Origin of the sequence: Frateuria sp. GZRR35, assembly GCF_051900415.1 — a bacterium.
In the GTDB taxonomy this organism is placed as follows: Bacteria; Pseudomonadota; Gammaproteobacteria; order Xanthomonadales; family Rhodanobacteraceae; genus Frateuria_A.
Genome location: NZ_JBHZGL010000002.1, coordinates 322,246 through 339,323 on the forward strand (window position 1 = coordinate 322,246; position 17,078 = coordinate 339,323).

At 68.3% G+C, this 17,078-nt stretch carries 16 protein-coding genes; 9 read left to right on the plus strand and 7 right to left on the minus strand.

The window, feature by feature from the left end:
• The first annotated feature begins 61 nt into the window (after positions 1–61).
• From dnaE to ACFWZ3_RS04080, 7 genes are all read left to right on the plus strand, one after another.
• Positions 62–3,601: a DNA polymerase III subunit alpha gene (gene dnaE / locus ACFWZ3_RS04050; RefSeq protein ID WP_439706498.1), complete on the plus strand. Its 3,540-nt coding sequence runs from the start codon at positions 62–64 to the stop codon at positions 3,599–3,601.
• Positions 3,602–3,822: 221 nt separating this feature from the next.
• A complete protein-coding gene (locus ACFWZ3_RS04055; protein WP_439706499.1) occupies positions 3,823–4,779 on the plus strand; it encodes an acetyl-CoA carboxylase carboxyltransferase subunit alpha in 957 nt (318 codons plus the stop codon).
• A gap of 4 nt (positions 4,780–4,783) precedes the next feature.
• Positions 4,784–5,170, plus strand: a complete 387-nt coding sequence (locus ACFWZ3_RS04060; protein ID WP_439706500.1) for a VOC family protein — start codon at positions 4,784–4,786, stop codon at positions 5,168–5,170.
• A gap of 119 nt (positions 5,171–5,289) precedes the next feature.
• Positions 5,290–6,045: an NYN domain-containing protein gene (locus tag ACFWZ3_RS04065; RefSeq protein WP_439706501.1), complete on the plus strand. Its 756-nt coding sequence runs from the start codon at positions 5,290–5,292 to the stop codon at positions 6,043–6,045.
• Positions 6,038–7,342, plus strand: coding sequence for a tRNA lysidine(34) synthetase TilS (gene tilS / locus ACFWZ3_RS04070; protein WP_439706502.1), 1,305 nt, complete (start codon positions 6,038–6,040; stop codon positions 7,340–7,342). Before ACFWZ3_RS04065 ends, tilS begins: the two co-directional genes overlap by 8 nt.
• A 190-nt stretch (positions 7,343–7,532) precedes the next feature.
• Complete coding sequence (locus tag ACFWZ3_RS04075; protein ID WP_439706503.1) at positions 7,533–7,790, plus strand: exodeoxyribonuclease VII small subunit; 258 nt, start codon at positions 7,533–7,535, stop codon at positions 7,788–7,790.
• Complete coding sequence (locus tag ACFWZ3_RS04080; protein WP_439706504.1) at positions 7,750–8,682, plus strand: polyprenyl synthetase family protein; 933 nt, start codon at positions 7,750–7,752, stop codon at positions 8,680–8,682. The genes ACFWZ3_RS04075 and ACFWZ3_RS04080 overlap by 41 nt, the downstream gene beginning before the upstream one ends.
• A 101-nt stretch (positions 8,683–8,783) precedes the next feature.
• On the opposite strand, the gene ACFWZ3_RS04085 is transcribed toward ACFWZ3_RS04080, so the two are convergent.
• Together ACFWZ3_RS04085 and pmbA are read right to left on the minus strand one after the other, a co-directional pair.
• Complete coding sequence (locus ACFWZ3_RS04085; protein ID WP_439706600.1) at positions 8,784–9,128, minus strand: DUF4870 domain-containing protein; 345 nt, start codon at positions 9,126–9,128, stop codon at positions 8,784–8,786.
• 208 nt (positions 9,129–9,336) lie between these two features.
• A complete protein-coding gene (gene pmbA / locus ACFWZ3_RS04090; RefSeq protein ID WP_439706505.1) occupies positions 9,337–10,689 on the minus strand; it encodes a metalloprotease PmbA in 1,353 nt (450 codons plus the stop codon).
• A gap of 91 nt (positions 10,690–10,780) precedes the next feature.
• On the opposite strand from pmbA, the gene ACFWZ3_RS04095 reads away from it, so the two are divergent.
• Both ACFWZ3_RS04095 and yjgA read left to right on the plus strand, forming a co-directional pair.
• Positions 10,781–11,020: a DUF1653 domain-containing protein gene (locus ACFWZ3_RS04095; RefSeq protein WP_439706506.1), complete on the plus strand. Its 240-nt coding sequence runs from the start codon at positions 10,781–10,783 to the stop codon at positions 11,018–11,020.
• The gene (gene yjgA, locus ACFWZ3_RS04100; RefSeq protein ID WP_439706507.1) at positions 11,017–11,580 is read left to right on the plus strand and encodes a ribosome biogenesis factor YjgA; all 564 of its coding nucleotides are present in this window, start codon (positions 11,017–11,019) and stop codon (positions 11,578–11,580) included. The genes ACFWZ3_RS04095 and yjgA overlap by 4 nt, the downstream gene beginning before the upstream one ends.
• Before the next feature lie 688 nt (positions 11,581–12,268).
• On the opposite strand, the gene ACFWZ3_RS04105 is transcribed toward yjgA, so the two are convergent.
• The 5 genes from ACFWZ3_RS04105 to ACFWZ3_RS04125 all read right to left on the minus strand — a co-directional run bounded on the left by ACFWZ3_RS04105 (position 12,269) and on the right by ACFWZ3_RS04125 (position 16,994).
• A complete protein-coding gene (locus ACFWZ3_RS04105) occupies positions 12,269–13,534 on the minus strand; it encodes a threonine/serine ThrE exporter family protein (RefSeq protein WP_439706508.1) in 1,266 nt (421 codons plus the stop codon).
• Positions 13,531–13,980, minus strand: a complete 450-nt coding sequence (locus ACFWZ3_RS04110; RefSeq protein WP_439706509.1) for an NfeD family protein — start codon at positions 13,978–13,980, stop codon at positions 13,531–13,533. The genes ACFWZ3_RS04105 and ACFWZ3_RS04110 overlap by 4 nt, the downstream gene beginning before the upstream one ends.
• A 230-nt stretch (positions 13,981–14,210) precedes the next feature.
• A complete protein-coding gene (locus ACFWZ3_RS04115; protein WP_439706510.1) occupies positions 14,211–15,152 on the minus strand; it encodes an SPFH domain-containing protein in 942 nt (313 codons plus the stop codon).
• Positions 15,153–15,256: 104 nt separating this feature from the next.
• On the minus strand, positions 15,257–16,633 hold the full coding sequence (locus ACFWZ3_RS04120; RefSeq protein WP_439706511.1) for a sensor histidine kinase: 1,377 nt from the start codon (positions 16,631–16,633) through the stop codon (positions 15,257–15,259).
• 22 nt (positions 16,634–16,655) lie between these two features.
• The gene (locus tag ACFWZ3_RS04125) at positions 16,656–16,994 is read right to left on the minus strand and encodes a hypothetical protein (protein WP_439706512.1); all 339 of its coding nucleotides are present in this window, start codon (positions 16,992–16,994) and stop codon (positions 16,656–16,658) included.
• Positions 16,995–17,078: the final 84 nt, after the last annotated feature.

Here is a 17,078-nt window from a genome sequence, read left to right on the forward strand (position 1 = left end):
TAGGAAGCAGGCGCCGCGCGTAGCCTTCACGGACTAACCCGGGGATGCTCCCGAGTCCTTGATGTCTGCCCGCTTCGTCCACTTCCACCTGCACAGCGAGTACTCGCTGGTCGACTCGACCATCCGCATCAAGGCGCTGGTCGACGCCTGCGTGCGCGAAGGGATGCCGGCGGTGGCGCTCACCGACGACAGCAACATGTTCGCGCTGGTGAAGTTCTACAAGGCGTGCAGCGGCGCGGGCATCAAGCCGATCGGCGGTTGCGACCTGTGGATCGGCTCGCCGGATGATCCGCGTCCGTGGCGACTGACCCTGGTCTGCCAGAACCGCGAGGGCTACCTCAACCTGTCGCGCCTGGTCTCGCGCGCCTGGCGCGATGGCCAGCACGGCGGCAAGGCGCTGGTCGAGGCGAACTGGCTGACCCCGGACACGACCACCGGGCTGATCGCCCTGCTCGGGCGCGAGAGCGAGGTCGGTCGCATCGCGGTGAGCCAGGGCGTGGACGCCGGCATTGCCCGGTTGCAACCGCTGGTGCGTCTTTTTCCCGAGCGCCTGTATCTCGAACTCACCCGTTGCGGCCGTGAGGGCGAGGAAACCTGGAACACCGCTGCGCTGGCCCTGGGCGACGCGCTCGAACTGCCGCTCATCGCCAGCAACGACGTGCGCTTCCTCAAGCAGGACGACTTCGAGGCGCACGAGGCGCGCGTGTGCATCAACCAGGGGCGCGTGCTGGCCGATCCCAAGCGCCCGCGCGACTACTCCAACCAGCAGTACCTGAAGTCGCCCGAACAGATGGCGGAACTCTTCGCCGACCTGCCCGAGGCGCTTCAGAACACGGTCGAGCTGGCCAGGCGCTGCAACCTGGAACTGAAATTCGGCACGTACTACCTGCCCGACTTCCCGGTACCTGACGGCTACGACCTCGACAGCTACATCCGCGACACCGCACGCGCGGGCCTGGCCGAGCGCCTGGCCGCCAACCCGCTGGCGCCCGGCCACACGCTCGCCGACTACGAAACGCGGCTGGAACGTGAGCTCGACGTCATCATCGAGATGGGCTTCCCCGGCTACTTCCTGATCGTGGCCGACTTCATCAACTGGGGTAAGCAGAACGGCATCCCGGTGGGCCCGGGCCGCGGTTCGGGCGCCGGTTCGCTGGTCGCCTGGGTGCTCAAGATCACCGACCTGGACCCGCTGCAGTTCGACCTGCTGTTCGAGCGCTTCCTCAACCCCGAACGCGTGTCGATGCCCGACTTCGACATCGACTTCTGCATGGACCGCCGCGACGAGGTCATCGACTACGTCGCGCGCAAGTACGGCCGCGAGCACGTCAGCCAGATCATCACCTACGGCTCGATGGCCGCCAAGGCGGTGCTGCGCGACTCCGGACGCGTGCTCGGCATGGGTTACAACGCGGTCGACAAGATCGCCAAGCTGATCCCGCCGCGCCCGCTCGACCTGACGCTCTCCGACGCGCTCGGTCGCAGCGAGAAGTCGAAGAAGGAACCCGACCGCGTCGTCAAGGAGTTCTGCGAGCTGTACGAGCAGGACGAGGAAGCGCGCACGCTGATCGACCTGGCGCTCAAGCTGGAGAACCTCACCCGCAACGTCGGCAAGCACGCCGGCGGCGTGGTGATCGGGCCCAAGCCGCTCACCGAGTTCGCGCCGATGTATTGCGAGCCGGGCGGCGCCGGCATGGTCACCCAGTACGACAAGGACGACGTCGAAGCGGTCGGCCTGGTCAAGTTCGACTTCTTGGGATTGCGCACGCTCACCATCATCGACTGGGCGATGAAGGCGATCAACGCACGCCGCGCGCAAGCCGGCGAGGACCCGATCGACATCGGCGCGCTGCCGCTGGACGACGTACCGACCTACGAGTTGCTCAAGCGCGCGCAGACAGTGGCGGTGTTCCAGCTCGAATCCTCCGGCATGCAGCGCATGCTCAAAGACGCCAAGCCCGACCGCTTCGGCGACATCGTCGCGCTGGTGGCGCTCTACCGCCCCGGCCCGATGGACCTGATCCCCAGCTTCGTGGCGCGCAAGCACGGCCGCGAGGACGTGGAGTATCCCGACCCGCGCGTCGAACCGATCCTGAAAGAGACCTACGGCATCATGGTCTATCAGGAGCAGGTGATGCAGATGGCGCAGATCGTCGGCGGCTACACGCTCGGCGGCGCCGACCTGCTGCGCCGCGCGATGGGCAAGAAAAAAGTCGAGGAGATGGTCAAGCACCGCGCGACCTTCCGCGAGGGCGCCGCGAAGGACGGGCTCCCGGGCGACAAGGCCGACGCCATCTTCGACCTGATGGAGAAGTTTGCCGGCTACGGTTTCAACAAGTCGCACGCGGCCGCCTACGCGCTGGTGTCCTACCAGACCGCATGGCTGAAGGCGCACTACCCGGCCGAGTTCATGGCCGCGACGATCTCCTCGGACATGGACAACACCGACAAGGCGGTGACGTTCCTGGACGAGTCACGCGCGATCGGCCTGACCATCCTGCCGCCGGACGTGAACGCCTCGGATTTCATGTTCGTGGCCGTTGAACCGAAGGTCATCCGCTATGGCCTCGGCGCGATCAAGGGTGTCGGCCAGGGCGCCTGCGAGTCGATCGTCGAGGAGCGGCAGCGGGGCGGCCCGTACAAGGACCTGGCCGACTTCTGCCGCCGGGTCGATTCGGCCAAGCTCAACCGCCGCGTGCTCGAGGCACTCATCCTTTCCGGCAGCCTGGACGCGCTCGCGCCCAACCGCGCCAGCCTGATGCTGCAGTTGCCGGACGCGATCAAGGCCGCCGAGCAGCACCTGCGCGACAAGCAGTCCGGCCAGAACGACATGTTCGGCGCGCTGATGGGAACCAGCACGCCGGCGGTGCAGATCGAGCTGCCGACCGCGCCCGAGTGGCCGCTGGAACAGAAGCTGCAAGGCGAGCGCGACACGCTCGGCCACTACCTCTCCGGCCATCCCACCGACCCGTGGCGCGAGGAGCTGGCGCAGCTTTCCACCTGTCCGCTGGGCGAGATCGCCGAGCGCTACCAGCCGCCGCGCCCGCGCAAGAGCGACGGCGAGGAAAACCGTTTCCGCCGTGGCCCGGACACGCCCTGGACCGTGGCCGGCATGGTCACTGCCGTGCGCAAGCGCGGCGACAGCGACGCCTTCGTGCGGCTGGAGGACGGCACCGGCATCATCGAGGTCAGCTTCTTCGGCGAGCTCTACCAGCAGGTGGCGCCGCTGCTCACCCGGGACGAGATGCTCATCGTCGACGGCGGCCTGCGCATCGACGAGTTCTCCGGCGGCGGCTTCCAGCTGCGCGCCCGCGGTGCGATGACGCTGGCCGATGCCTGCCGCCGCCACGCGCGCGCTCTCAGGGTCAAGCTCAACGGCATCGGGCCGGGCTTCGAGCAGGAACTCAAGCAGACCCTCGCCGGCTACCGTGGCGGCCGCGCCACGGTGATCCTGCACGGCTACCACAACCGCAGCGCCCAGGCCGACCTGGAACTGGGCGAACAATGGCGCGTGGAAGCCATCCCCGACCTGCTGCGAGCCCTGCGCGGGCTGTCGTGGGTGGAAGCGGCCAAGCTCCGGATCGTCAAGTCCGAAGCCTGACATGCCCCTCTCCCGCCCGGCGGGATCCGAACGAGGGAACAAGGCACGCCCTTCCCTGGGCGTAGGCCTGAAGGGCCGAAGTCGAAGAACCACCCCGCCACAGGCGGCGCTTGGACTCCGATCCGCCCGGGGCGAACGGCCATGACCCCATACGCCTGCGTTCCCGCCTTTCCACCCACCCCGGCTATACTGGCCCGCTCAGCGTCCCGAATCGCCCGCGAATGAACCCCAACTTCCTCGATTTCGAACAACCGCTCGCCGAACTGGAAGCGAAGATCGAAGAACTGCGCCATGCCAGCCACGGCCAGGCCTTCAACATCGATGAGGAAGTCTCGCGCCTGCGCGAGAAGCTCAAGGTCAAGACGGCCGAGATCTTCCGCAACCTCAATTCCTGGCAGGTCACCCAGCTCTCGCGCCATCCGGCGCGGCCCTACACGCTGGACTACATCGGCGTGATCTGCGAAGAGTTCCAGGAACTGGCCGGCGACCGCGCCTACGCCGATGACGCCGCCATCGTGGGTGGGCTGGGCCGCATCAACGGCAAGCCGGTGATGATCATCGGCCACCAGAAGGGCCGCGACACCAAGACCAAGGTGCGCCGCAACTTCGGCATGCCGCGCCCGGAGGGCTATCGCAAGGCGCTGCGCCTGATGAAGATGGCCGAGCGCTTCGGCCTGCCGCTGCTGACCTTCATCGACACCCCTGGCGCCTACCCGGGCGTCGGCGCCGAGGAGCGCGGCCAGAGCGAGGCGATCGCCCGCAACCTGCTGGAAATGGCCGACCTCAAGACCCCGATCGTCTGCACGGTGATCGGCGAGGGTGGCTCCGGCGGCGCGCTGGCGATCGGCGTGGGCGACCGCGTGAATATGCTGCAGTACTCGACCTACTCGGTCATCTCGCCCGAAGGTTGCGCCTCGATCCTGTGGAAGAGCCAGGACAAGGCCCGCGACGCCGCCGAGGCACTGGGCATGACCGCCCCGCGCCTGCACGAGCTCGGCCTGGTCGACAAGGTCATCCGCGAGCCGCTGGGCGGTGCCCATCGCAGCCCGCGCTCGATGGCCGTGCGCCTCAAGGCCGTGCTGATGAACCAGCTCGACGAGCTCGAAGCGATCGCCGAGCCCGACCTGCTGGAGCAGCGCTACAAGCGCCTGCGCAGCTACGGCGCCTACGCGGAATAAGCCCATGGCCGGCGTGCGCGGCCTCGCCCACGCAAACATCCGCGCGCCGGAGGCCATGATCGCGCGCCTGTGCCGCTTCTATATCGACATAGTGGGCCTGCACGAAGGCCCGCGGCCGGCGTTCCGCTCCGGTTCGCGCGGCCACTGGCTCTACGCCAGCGAGACCGACGTGCTGCACCTGACGATCGCCGGCCCAGGTGACACCCCTGCTGCCCCGACCGGCCACCTCGATCACCTGGCCTTCGCCTGCACCGACCTTGCCGCCACCCGCGCGCGGCTGGATGCGGCCGGGCTGGCCTACGAGATCGACGAGGTGGACGAACTGGGCCAGGTGCAGCTCTTCCTCACCGATCCCTGCGGCCTGGACATCGAGCTCAACTTCAGCCGGTGAACTTGTAGGAGCGCACCTGTGCGCGACCCGCAGGCATCCCGGTCGCGCACAGGTGCGCTCCTACAAAGAGCCTCGACCCTCCGCGGTTTACTATCGAGACCCGTCCCGGAGAGGTTGCCATGGCCGACCACGCCAAGCTCGCCGTACTGATCGACGCCGACAACGCCCAGCCCGGCCTGGCCGAGGGCCTGCTCGCCGAAGTGGCCCGCTACGGCACCGCCCACGTCAAACGCGCCTATGGCGACTGGACCGACAACCACCTGCGCGGCTGGAAGGACCGGCTGCTGGACCTGTCGATCCAGCCGATCCAGCAATTCGGCTACACCAAGGGCAAGAACGCCACCGACTCGGCGATGATCATTGACGCAATGGACCTGTTGTACACCGGTCGCTTCGACGGCTTTTGCATCGTCTCCAGCGACAGCGATTTCACCCACCTGGCCGGGCGCATCCGCGAATCGGGCCTGACCGTGTACGGCTTCGGCGAGCGCAAGACGCCCGCGCCGTTCGTCGCCGCCTGCGACAAGTTCATCTACACCGACGTGCTCGGCAAACCGGACAGCGACAACGAAAAGCCGGCCGAGCTTGCGCCGCGCATGAACACGCAGGAGCTGCGCCAGGACACCCGACTGGTCAACCTGCTGCGCAACGCGATCGAGGATGCCGCCGACGATACCGGCTGGGCCGGCCTGGGCGCCGTCGGCAGCATGGTCAGCAAGCGTGCGCCGGAGTTCGACTCGCGCAACTGGGGCTATGGCAAGTTGAGTGGCCTCATCGCCGCGATCGGACTGTTCGAAACCGAGGACCGCCAGCACGGCAACGGCAAGCACATCTACGTGCGCAACAACAAGAAGAAGCCGGCTGCCCGTGAGTAGCCCACGCACGCTGCCCGAGACGCTGCGCCAGGCCCTCGACGGCCACCCGGACAGCCCGCTGTGCGTAGCTTTCAGCGGTGGACCCGATTCCGCGGCCCTGCTGCATGCGCTGGCCACACTGCCGCCGGCGCGTGCGCGCGGCTTGCGTGCGCTGCACGTGGACCATCGGCTACATCCGGAAAGCGGCGCCTGGGCCGCGCAGGCCGCCGCATTTTGTGTATCGCTCGACGTCGACTGCGAGGTGCGTCGGGTCGAGGTCGCGCGTGGCGGCAGCGACGGCCTGGAAGCCGCCGCGAGGCACGCGCGCTACGCCGCGTTCGCCGACGCGCTGCAACCGGGCGAATGGCTGCTGCTCGGACACCATCGGGACGATCAGGCGGAAACGGTACTGCTCAAGCTGCTGCGCGGCGCCGGCCCGCAAGGGCTCGGCGGCATGCGCGCGGTGCGTCCGCTGGGCGCCGGGAGGCTCTGGCGCCCGCTGCTGGACCTGCCGCGCGAGGTGTTGCGCGCCTATGTCGAAGCCCACGGATTGCCGTGCATCGACGACCCCTCCAACCGCGATACCAGCCTCGCGCGCAACCACCTGCGTCACGAGATCCTGCCGCGACTTCGCCTGCACTGGCCGCACGCGGTCGATTCGATCCTGCACAGCGCCTCACTCTGCCGCGCCGCCGACGACACCCTACGCGCGCATTGGCTCAAGGCCTTCGGCACCCTGCACGACTCCACCAACGACAGCCTCGATGCGCAGGCCTGGCTCACCCTCGACCCGGCCCTGCGCGAGCCCCTGCTCGACCACTGGCTGCACGCCAGTGGCCTGCCTGCACCCACCGCCGCGCAGCGGCGACAGATCGAGCGCCAGTGCCATGCCCGTGCTGGCCAGCAGCCCTGCGTGTGCTGGCCAGGAGCCGAGCTGCATATCTGGAAGGGCCGGCTCTGGGCACATGCGCCGCGGGCATCGGTCGATCCGCACTGGGAGGCGAACTGGCACGGCGAGGCATTGACCTTGCCCGACGGTGGCCGGCTGTCACTCAGCCCGGACGCGCGCCTGGACTCGCCGCTCACCGTGCGCCTGCGACGAGGCGGTGAACGCATCAAGCCCGCCGGCGACCGGCATACCCGCGAATTGCGCGATCTGTTCCAGCAGGTGGCGTTGCCGCCCTGGCGCCGCCTGGCCTGCCCGCTGCTCTACGCGGAAGGCGAACTGGTGGCGGTCGCCGACCTGTGGCGAACAGCACGCGGCGCGGCCTTGTTCGATGCCGCGCGCGCACGCCCGCGCTGGATACCACCTGGCTGAGCCAGAAGCTGGCCCTTCCCTTCCGGAACGGGGAAAGCGGCGAGTACACACTTCGCTCTGCCCGAACCCTCGCCCGCCTGACGGACCCTCTCCGGGAGGGAGGGGCTTCGGGCGCGCGACTCGAAGCAAAGTCCTTGCAAGGCCGCGAAAACATTGATTCCCGCCCCCCGCTGCGCTAGCGTTGCGGCCCATGGCCAAACCCGCTCCCGCCCCCGCGGAAACCCCGTCCGTCGCCGACTTCGAACACTCGCTGGACGAGCTCGAACAACTGGTGGCGCGCATGGAGGGCGGGGAGCTGAGCCTGGACGAATCGCTGGCCTCCTTCGAGCGCGGCATCGGCCTCTACCGTCACTGCCAGCAGGCCCTCGACAGGGCCGAGCTGCGCGTGCGCCTGCTGCTCGATCCCGATGCGCCCGACGACGCCGAACCCTTCGAATCCGAATCCTGACGCGCCCCAACTCGGCACACGGCTGCTCGCGCTGACCGCGCGCGCCGACGCCGCGCTGGCGCGCGTGCTGCCGTCCGAGCAGCAGCCGCCACTGGAACTGCACCAGGCCATGCGCTACGCCGTGCTCGGCGGCGGCAAGCGGCTGCGCCCGTTGATGGTCTACGCCGCCGGCCACGCGCTGGGGATGGACGGCATTGAACTGGATGCGCCCGCCTGCGCGGTCGAACTGATCCACGCCTACTCGCTGGTGCACGACGACCTGCCGGCGATGGATGACGACGCGCTGCGCCGTGGCCGCCCGACCTGCCACATCGTCTACGGTGAAGCGATGGCGATCCTTGCCGGCGACGCCCTGCAGGCGCTCGCCTTCGAGATTCTCGCCCACGATCCGCACAACGGCCGCGACGCCGCGCGCACGCTTCAGATGCTGCGCGTGCTCGGCCGCGCCTGCGGCGCCGAAGGCATGGCCGGTGGCCAGGCGCTGGACCTGTCGGCCGTGGGCCGCAAGCTCACGCTGGCCGAACTCGAACACATGCACGCCTGCAAGACCGGCGCGCTGATCCGCACTGCCGTGCGCCTGGGTGCGCTCACGGCCGGCGCGGACGCGACCGCGCTCGACGCGCTGGACCGTTACGCCGCCGCCGTCGGCCTGGCCTTCCAGGTGCGCGACGACATTCTCGACGTGGAAGGCGAATCGACGGTGATCGGCAAGACCGCCGGCAAGGACGCGGCGGCCGACAAGCCGACCTTCCCCTCGATCATCGGGCTGGACGCTTCGCGCGCGCGCCTGGCGGAGCTGACCGCCACCGCCCTGCAGGCGAGCGCGCCCTTCGGCCATGGGGCCGTGCTGCTCGAAGAGCTGGCGCACTACGCGGCCAACCGCTCCCACTGAAAACAACTGTAGGAGCGCCCTTGGGCGCGACCGGGATGCCTGCGGTCGCGCCCGAGGGCGCTCCTACAAAGTAGCCGGGCAGGCCGAGGCCCGCCCGGGAGTCACTTGATCAGCCGAAGCGTGAACGGATAGCGGTACCGCTCGCCTTCGTTCGACTTGATCGCGGCAATGATCGTGAATACCAGCCAGGCGATGCCGATCAGGATGCCGACCGGCACCGTCAGCAACGCGCCGAAGCCGAAAGTGATCAAGGTCAGCAGCAACAGCGCCACGCCCACGATGGCCAGGGTGATGTTGAAGTTCAACGCTTCCTTGGCCTGATCGTCCACGAAAGGCATCGTGTCCTTCTTGATCAGCCAGATGATCAGCGGCCCGATGAAGCAGCCGAGGCCGGCAAAGGCGCCCGTAAGCAATCCGCCAACCAACGCGGAAAGATGCGCGAACAGCGCCCACTGACGCTCTTCGTGACTGGGCATGCCGCCGGCCGAATCGAACGGCTCCGGCGGCGGAACCGGCTCGCCCGGAGGCGGCGGGGGCGGGACGACGGAATCGGGTGGAACGCTCATGCCAGGCTCCTCTTTCCTTCGATGACGCCGGCCTGTCGCCGGTGGCGCGATGCTAGCAAAGCCGCGCGGCGACGCCATAGGCCAAAGGCTACTGGCCGCCGACCGTCATCCGGTCCAGCAGGATCGAGCCGGTCAGGATCTGCGCCCGGCGGTCCACGTCGCTTCCCACCGCCACGATGCCGGCGAACATGTCGCGCAGGTTGGCGGCGATCGTGATCTCCTCCACCGGAAAGGCGATTTGCCCGTTCTCGACCCAGAAGCCCGCCGCGCCCCGTGAATAGTCGCCGGTGAGCGTGCTCACACCCTGCCCCATCACTTCGGTCACCACCAGGCCGGTGCCCATGCGCCTGAGCAGCGCGTGGAAGTCATCCTGGCCGGGCTCCACCAGCAGGTTGTGGATGCCGCCGGCGTTGCCGGTCGATTCCAGCCCGAGCTTGCGCGCCGAGTAGCTGCCGAGGATGTAGCGCGCCAGCACGCCGTTTTCCACCAGCGCGCTGTCCGCCGTGGCGACGCCTTCGGCATCGAATGCGCCCGAGCCCATGCCGCGCGGCAGGAACGGACGCTCGACGATGTTCATCCATTCGGGCATCACCCGCTTGCCGGCGTGATCGAGCAGGAAGCTGGCGCGCCGGTACAGCGCACCGCCGCTCACCGCGCTGACCAGATGCCCGATCAGCCCACGCGCGAGCTCCGGCACGAACAGCACCGGACACTGGCGCGTGCCCAGGCTGCGCGCGTTGAGCCGCGCCAGCGTGCGCTCGGCCGCCTTGTCACCCAGCGCCTGCGCGCTCATGAAGTCGTTGGCATCGCGCACCGAGTCATACCAGTAGTCGCGCTGCATGCCGTCGCCCTCGCCGGCGATCAGCGAGAGCGAAAGCGCATGCCGCGTGGCGCGCTCGCGCCCGACGAAACCGTGCGAGTTGGCGTACACCGAGAGCGTCTGGCCCGCCTGCACGGCAGCGCCATCGGAATTGGTGACGCCCGCGTGCGCGCGCCCGGCCGCCTCGATCTGTTGGCCCAGCGCGATCGCCTCGGCCGTATCGACCTGCCACGGGTGCCAAAGATCGAGGTCCGGAAAGCGGGTCGCCATGCGCGAGGCATCGGCCAGGCCGGCAGCGGGGTCGGCCTCGGTGAAGCGCGCGATCGCACAGGCCTGGTCGATTGTGGCCTGGATCGAGGCGGGATTGAGGTCGGCGGTGCTGGCCGTGCCCTTGCGCTGGCCGAAGTACACGGTCAGCCCGAAGCCACGATCGCGCGTGTGCTCGACCGTCTCCACCTCGCCCAGGCGGACGTTCACGTTGAGACCGCTGTCGATGCTCGCCGCCACCTCGGCCGCGCTGGCGCCGGCGGCGCGCGCGCGGCGGATGACATCCTCGGCGAGCTCGGCCAGGCGGTCGAGTTCCTGGTGGCTGGTGTCGGCGGACAGGACGGCTGCACTCACGGGGCGTTCCTTCAGGCAGGTAGAATGGGCGGCGAAACACTGCACGACTTCCGGACATGGGGTCGCCCCTGACCGATCAAAAGGAGCGCGCATGCCACCGGTCGCCGGCATCTACCGACACTACAAGGGCCAGCGCTACCAGGTGCTCGGCATCGCCCGCCACAGCGAGACGCTGGAGGAGCTGGTCGTGTACCGCGCGCTGTACGGCGAGCACGGCCTCTGGGTTCGCCCGCTGGCGATGTTCGTGGAGACCGTGACGGTCGATGGCGAGCCCGTGCCCCGCTTCGCGCTGGAAATGCCCAACCCACCCGATTCGATGGAAAGCCCGTGAGTCCCAGCCGCAGCCGCAACCAGACCGAACTCGACGAGCAGGACTACGGTCCCAGCCGTACCCAGCAGCGCCGCGAAGCGCTGGCCGTGCTGGCGCTCGCCAACCAGTTGGTCGAGCTCCCACCCAGCCGCCTGGCCAAGCTCGACCTTCCGGAGGACGTGCGCGAGGAGATCGCGAACGTCCGGCGGATCAGCGCGCACATAGCGCGCAAGCGCCAGCTTGCCTTCCTGGCCAAGAAGATGCGCCGCCACGAAGAGGCGGTCTTCGACAGCGTGCGGGCCGAGCTCGGCGAGAACCGCGAGCGTCAGCGCCAGGAAACCGCGGCCATGCATCGCCTGGAAGCGCTGCGCGATCGCCTGATCGACGACGACGAGGCCGCCGCCTCACTGATCGCCGAACACCCTTCGGTCGACCGCCAGCACCTGCGCTCGCTGATCCGCCAGGCCCGCAGCGAGCGCACCGCGAACAAGCCGCCGCGTGCCTACCGGGAGATCTTCCAGTTGCTGAAGGAACTGCAGCAGGAACAAGCGGGCGACGAGGGCGAGGACGCCCAAGACTGAAACACCCGCCGCCCTGGCTGACACGCCGAGGCGAGTCCCACCCCTCACCCCAACCCTCTCCCCGGAGGGGAGAGGGAGCTCGTTTTCCGCAAGCGTTTCACTCCAAGCCCTTCGCGGCGAAAGCAGTCTCGCCTCGCACTCCGGCTTTCGCTCCGCGCTCCGGCGCTGCGCCGTGGTTCTGCGATGTGGCCGTGCACTTCAGCCCACCTCGGCTCTGCACCTCAACTCTGCACTCTGGCCCAGCGCTCCGCATCTGCGCCCGACTCTGGGCTCTGGCCCTACGCTCTGGCTCCGCGCTTTGCTCCACGTTCCGGCTCTACGTTCTGGCTCTGCGCTCTGGCCTTATTGAAAAGTGCGCGCAGGAAGCGCGCTGCTTTTGCGACCCCTATGGCGCGGCGGGCGGGTGGCGGATCAGCCCGCAGGGTGGCCGGCAGGACGCCGGCCAGTTTTTCGTCGGGGCAGGAAGCCCCGTCGAAAAACCCCGCCATCCGCACGCGCACCCGGAGGGCCGAAGGCCCGTAGGGCGCGCCATCGGGTGCCCTTCTCTTTGGTTACTTTCTCTTGGGCAAGCAAGAGAAAGTGACTCGGGCGCCAACGGCGTCCGAAGCTCTTCGCTCTAAAGCCTCTCGCTCTAAGCCTTCGCTTCGAAGCGATTCGTTCCGAACGTTCGCTCAAGCAGCTCTCGAAGCTAGAGCGACCGCCGCGGCGACACCAGCAGATCCCCGAACAACAACCCCGCCACCAGCGAAATCAACAGCGTGATCAGCAGGATGAAGCTATCCATCCCCAACGTCGTGTCGCGCTCGAACAGATAAGACACGCTCTGGAACCCCACGCTGCCCGGCACCAGCAAAATGATCCCCGGCTCGCGCACCACCGCCCCAGGCCGATGCAAATAGCGCGCGTACAGATTCGCCATCGCCCCCAGCAACAACCCGCCCAGGAAGACGCCAAACGGCGCCCCGGGGACCGCATGAGATAACAGCCCGCCCCAGCGGGTGGCCAGATAACCCACCGCTACCGCAGCCACGACCACGATCCAGTCGCGCCGCGCCGCACGGAACAGGATCGCGAATCCCAACGCGCCAACCAGCAACGATGGCCAATCCATCCAGCGCGGCAACGGCTGCAACACGAACGTGCCCGCCGTGACGCCAAAGGCCGCGCACAACTGGCTGGCCGCCACGGTACCGAAGGTCAGCTTGAGCAGGGTCGCGATCGAACCGCCCATGCGCGCCATGCCCGAGGTCAGGTGCTGGCTGGAGATCTCGCGCACCGCCGTGGTCAACGACATCCCCGGCACCAGCACGATCAGCGCCGCCAGCACCACCGACTTGATTGCCAGCGGCACCACGAATGCACTGACCAGGATCGCGCCCGCCGTCGCCACCAGCGCACAGATTGCGTCGCTGGCGGCCGCCAGCCGCGGTCGGGTGGCTGCGAGCACCGTGATCAAGCCGATCAGCAGGCCGATCGCACCGGCCACCACCAGGTCGGCCCAGGAGCTGTGCAGGAACAGCGCCGCCACGCTCGCCGCCGACAGGCCGTAGCTGCCGATCACACCGGCCTGCGCCCGCCGCGTTTCCGGCCGACCCAGTTCGCGCAGCAGGCGAAAGCCCTCGCGCAGCCCCAGTTCCCCCGCGATGGCGCGATCGGCGATCGCATCGGCCTCGCACAGGCGCGCCAGGTGCACGTCGCCGGGCGGCAACCGCATCACCTGCGTGACCTGCGCCAACCCTTCCTCGGCGCCGGCGTCAGCGAAGGAGATGATGATGGCGGTGGGGCTGGACCAGACATCGGCGATCAGCGCCAGCCGCTGCGCCGACGCGGAAATGGCCATCTCCAGGCGCGGCGCCGACGTGCCGTACTGGTGCAGCCGGCGCGCCAGCTCCACCAGGAATGCGATGCGGGTTTCCAGCGGCGCCTGCGCCGCCCCGGGGATCAGCCCGCTCATGCGGCCGGTCGTACCTGCAGGGTGTTGCCGTCGACGCTGAGTACCTCGACCGTGGCGCCGAGCGGCAGGTCCGGGCCGTTGACCAGCCACTCGCCGTCACCCACGCGCGCCTTGCCGCGGCCATTGACGATCGGCTCGATCAGCACGTAGCGCTGGCCGACCATTTGCGCACCGCGGCGGTTAAGCCGCTCGCTGGCGGCGTCGCCGCGCCGGAGCCGGGGCTTGAGCACACGGGCGTAGACGGCACAGGCAAGGAACGCGAGCACCGCGAAGGCGATCGCCTGCGCCAGCAGCGACATGCTTGGGAATAGCCAGGCAAGCACGCCGGTGGCACCCGCGCCGATGCCGATCCACAGCAGGAAATAGCCCGGCAGGGCGACCTCCAGCGCAATCAGCAGCAGGGCCAGCAGCCACCAGAGGTGATGAATTGCGAGGGTGGAGAACATGCGGACTCCAGGTTGCGTGTGGCGATGGTGTCGCTTGCGAAAAGCGGCGGCAAGCGCGTGGCGTGCGGCAAGCTTGCCCCCATCCGCCCTTTGGGCGCCTTCCACCGTGAACGGAGGAAGGATCGGTCTTAGTTGCGCAAAGGCTAAGGAGCGAACCTCAGCTCTCACATCCCGGCCCTTCCCCCAAGCGCGGGGGAAGGTGCCGACAGGCGGATGGGGGAAGCCCCGCCTCAGCGCGGCGGTGGGACCGCCTTCGTCCCCTGCTGCGACAACGACTCCTTGGCCAGCTCGGCGATGCCCGCCAGCGAACCGATGATGCCGGTCGCCTCCATCGGCAGCAGCAACATTTTCTGGTTGGGCGAATGCGCGATCTCCTTCAGCGCCTCGACGTACTTGTTGGCGACAAAGTAGTTGAGCGCATTGAGATTGCCGTTGGCGATCGCGTCGGACACCATCTTGGTCGCTTCGGCCTCGGCCTCGGCCAGGCGGATGCGTGCCTCGGCCTCGCGGAAGGCCGCTTCCTTCTTGCCCTCGGCCGCGAGGATCGCGCTCTGCTTCTCGCCGTCGGCCTTGAGGATGGCCGCCTGCTTGAAGCCCTCAGCCTCCAGGATGTTGGAGCGCTTCTCGCGCTCGGCCTTCATCTGCTTGGCCATCGCGTCGACCAGGTCGCGTGGCGGCGCGATGTCCTTGATCTCGATGCGGTTGACCTTGACGCCCCAGGGATGGGTTGCCTCGTCGACCACGCGCAGCAGCTGCGCGTTGATGGTGTCGCGCTTGCTCAAGGATTCATCCAGATCCATCGAACCGAGCACCGTGCGGATGTTGGTCATCACCAGCGCGAGCGATGCCTGCTCCAGGTTGGCGACCTCGTAGGCCGCCTTGGCCGCGTCGAGCACCTGGTAGAACACGACGCCGTCCACGCGCACCACCGCGTTGTCCTTGGTGATGACGTCCTGCGAGGGCACGTCCAGCACCTGCTCCATCATGTTCATCCTGGCGCCCACGGCCTGGTAGAACGGAATCAGGAAATGCAGGCCCGGGCTCAGCGTACGCGTGTAGCGGCCGAAGGTTTCCACCGTCCATTCGTAGCCTTGCGGCACGATCCGTACGAGCTTGGCGATGACGATGATCGCCAGCACGATGATGACTACACCGATCACGATGCTGCCCATGTTCCCCCTCCCTTGACTGAGCAGCCAGTATAGGCGGCGGGCGACCCTGTAGGAGCGCACCTGTGCGCGACCGGGAGGCTCCACGGTCGCGCACAGGTGCGCTCCTACAGGGACCTCGCCGGCAGCAGCAGGCTCACCCGCAGGCCGCCATCTTCGCGATTGGCCAGGGCAATGCGTCCGCCGTGCGCCTCAGTGATCTCGCGCGCCAGCGCCAGTCCCAGGCCGGTCCCGGAACGCTTGGTCGAATAGAACGGCAGCAACGCCTGCGCCAGCACCGTCTCGCTCATGCCGGGACCGCGGTCGGCCACTTCGATGCGCCAGTCGTGGCCGACCTGGGCCAGCGAAAGCGTGACGCCTTCTTCGCTGCCCCCGGCCTCGTGGGCGTTCTTGATCAGGTTGATCAGCACCTGTTCGATCTGCGCCTTGTCGAACCAGCCCGGCTCGGTCGGCACCGATCCGGCGAACCGGAAACGGCAATGCAGCGCCAGGCTGTCCAGGAACGCCTGCCAGTCGATCGCCTGCGGTTGCGGGGTGGGCAGCTTGGCGAAGCTGGCGTAGCCGGCGATGAAGCCATGCAGGTGGCGCGCGCGCTCGCCGATGGTGGCGAACACGCCCGGCAGCCGCGCCAGGTCGCCGCGCCGGGCCAGTTCCGCGCCCGAATGCGCCAGCGACGAAATCGGTGCCAGCGAGTTGTTGAGCTCGTGGCTGATCACGCGGATCACCCGCTTCCACGTCGCCACCTCCTGCCGCGACAGCTCGCGCGTCATGCGGCGCAACGAGTAGAGCTTGTGCGGCCGCCCCTGCAACCGGAACAGGCGCTGGGACAGATGAAAGGTTTCATCGTTGCCGTCCATCGGCACGCTGAGCAGCGCATCCTCACCATTTTCCACCGCGCGCCGCAGCGCCTCGGGCACGTTGAGCAGCAGCTCGCCGAAATCCAGCCCGTTGAGGCTGCGCCCTTCGTTGAACAGGTGTCGGGCGGCGATGTTGGCGTAGGCAATGCGCCCCTGGGTGTTGGCCAGCACCAGCGACACAGGTGTGTGCTGCACCACGGTGTCGAGCAGCAGCTCGCGCTGCACCAGGTGCTGGCGTTGCTCGCGCAGGGTCTGGCCCAGCGCGTTGTGCATGCGGATCAGGGCGCCCAGTTCGTCGCGCCGGTCGGCCGCGATGGAAAAGCTGAAATCGCCATCGCGGTAACTGGCTACCGCGCCCTCGAGCGCGCGCAGCAGGCGACGGATCGGCGACATTACCTGCCCGCCCAGCCAGAATGCCAGCGGCAGCAGCACCAGCAAGGTGGCGAGCAGACCGCCGGAGATGCCCGGCCAGGCCGGCAGATGCACGCCCAGGCGCGGATCGTGGCGAAGCCACGCCAGCACCTGCGGCAACGGCCACTGGGTCAGGCCTGCGTAGACCAGCGCGCCACTGAGGCTCGCCAGCATCAGCAGCCCGGTCAACCGCGCCTGCAGCGATCTCAGTTGCATGCGAGGCTCCGGTCCAGGCGGATCAGTGGCACGCAGGGTCCATGGGGGTTTGCGGGCAGTTCACCGCCGGGCGCCCGTTGCGATCCATCGTGCCCATGGTGCCCACCCCGGCGTTGCCCGAGTGCTGCTGCGCGGCGTTGGCGTGCGGTGGGGTGAGGCCATCGCGCTCCTTGAACTTGAAGCGCGAGGCAGACTTCTTTTGCTGGACGGGAAGCGCCGCGTCGGCCCGATAGCTCGCCGTGGAAGCCGGTGCCGGGGTGCTCCAGCTGTCGCTGGCAGGCGTGCTGGTGGAAGGCACCGACTGGGCGTGCGCCCCGGCGGCGGACAACAAGGCGGCGAATATGAAAATCCGGATACGCATGGTTTCTGCTCCCTGGGGACTGGCGCCGATCATCCCGCGCGCCTGTGATACCGGCAACCGCCATCTGGCACACCCTGGCGCCGT

What these genes read in the sequence shown, in the direction of transcription:
- dnaE (WP_439706498.1), top strand. Translation starts at nt 62, where the DNA reads ATGTCTGCCCGCTTCGTCCACTTCCACCTGCACAGCGAGTACTCGCTG.
- ACFWZ3_RS04055 (WP_439706499.1), top strand. Translation starts at nt 3,823, where the DNA reads ATGAACCCCAACTTCCTCGATTTCGAACAACCGCTCGCCGAACTGGAA.
- ACFWZ3_RS04060 (WP_439706500.1), top strand. Translation starts at nt 4,784, where the DNA reads ATGGCCGGCGTGCGCGGCCTCGCCCACGCAAACATCCGCGCGCCGGAG.
- ACFWZ3_RS04065 (WP_439706501.1), top strand. Translation starts at nt 5,290, where the DNA reads ATGGCCGACCACGCCAAGCTCGCCGTACTGATCGACGCCGACAACGCC.
- ACFWZ3_RS04075 (WP_439706503.1), top strand. Translation starts at nt 7,533, where the DNA reads ATGGCCAAACCCGCTCCCGCCCCCGCGGAAACCCCGTCCGTCGCCGAC.
- ACFWZ3_RS04080 (WP_439706504.1), top strand. Translation starts at nt 7,750, where the DNA reads ATGCGCCCGACGACGCCGAACCCTTCGAATCCGAATCCTGACGCGCCC.
- ACFWZ3_RS04095 (WP_439706506.1), top strand. Translation starts at nt 10,781, where the DNA reads ATGCCACCGGTCGCCGGCATCTACCGACACTACAAGGGCCAGCGCTAC.
- ACFWZ3_RS04105 (WP_439706508.1), bottom strand. Translation starts at nt 13,534, where the DNA reads ATGAGCGGGCTGATCCCCGGGGCGGCGCAGGCGCCGCTGGAAACCCGC.
- ACFWZ3_RS04110 (WP_439706509.1), bottom strand. Translation starts at nt 13,980, where the DNA reads ATGTTCTCCACCCTCGCAATTCATCACCTCTGGTGGCTGCTGGCCCTG.
- ACFWZ3_RS04115 (WP_439706510.1), bottom strand. Translation starts at nt 15,152, where the DNA reads ATGGGCAGCATCGTGATCGGTGTAGTCATCATCGTGCTGGCGATCATC.
- ACFWZ3_RS04120 (WP_439706511.1), bottom strand. Translation starts at nt 16,633, where the DNA reads ATGCAACTGAGATCGCTGCAGGCGCGGTTGACCGGGCTGCTGATGCTG.
- ACFWZ3_RS04125 (WP_439706512.1), bottom strand. Translation starts at nt 16,994, where the DNA reads ATGCGTATCCGGATTTTCATATTCGCCGCCTTGTTGTCCGCCGCCGGG.